Source organism: Polaromonas sp. P1_G2, assembly GCF_056405515.1.
Genome location: NZ_JBFUBY010000616.1, coordinates 1 through 728 on the forward strand (window position 1 = coordinate 1; position 728 = coordinate 728).

The window sequence follows — 728 nt, forward strand, 5'->3', positions numbered from 1 at the left end:
CCGCTGACGCTGGTGGCGGGCCTGGGCCATGCCTCCATCGGGTCGGTCGACTGGTCGTTGCTGATCAAGCTGCTGGCCGGCTCCCTGCCCGGCATCTGGCTGGGCTCGCACCTGGTGCACAAGACGCCGGACCGCGTGATCCGCTCACTGCTTTCGGTGCTGCTGGCCTATGCCGGCGTGAAACTGATCTCGATCTGAGCTTGACCCGAGCCGCCTGAAACTGTTTTTCCCAATAAAAATCCCCACGTTTGAATCCCGACAGCCATGTACCAATACACAGAATTTGACCGAGAGTTCGTCAAGGCCCGCGCCGGCCAATACCGCGACCAGCTGAGCCGCTGGCAGGCGGGCAAGCTGCCCGAAGACGAATTCCGCCCGCTGCGCCTGCAAAACGGCTGGTATGTGCAGCGCTACGYCCCCATGCTGCGCGTGGCCGTGCCCTACGGTGAACTCTCCAGCGCGCAGGTGCGCGTGCTGGCAAAGATCGCCCGCGAATACGACCAACCCAATGCCGCGCTGTTCAACGAAGCCCAGGCCAAACAAGACCAGCTCGGCCCCGTCAACCTCAAAAGCGGCCTGTCGGTCAGCTCCAAGCTGACCACCGGTTACGCCCACTTCACGACGCGCCAGAACGTCCAGTACAACTGGATCCCGCTGGACAAGTCGGCTGATGTGATGGACCTGCTGGCCAGCGTCAACATGCACGGCATCCAGACCAGCGGCAACTG

Annotated in this window: 1 protein-coding gene and 1 pseudogene; both read left to right on the forward strand. The window is 62.9% G+C overall.

Translation table 11 applies throughout. The features are described 5' to 3' along the window. Window positions 1–198, forward strand: a 198-nt coding sequence (locus AC1D0P_RS26530; protein ID WP_477679457.1) for a TSUP family transporter, incomplete at its 5' end; no start/stop codon positions are given. A gap of 66 nt (window positions 199–264) precedes the next feature. Next, window positions 265–728, forward strand: a pseudogene (locus AC1D0P_RS26535) (nitrite reductase); the annotation flags it as partial.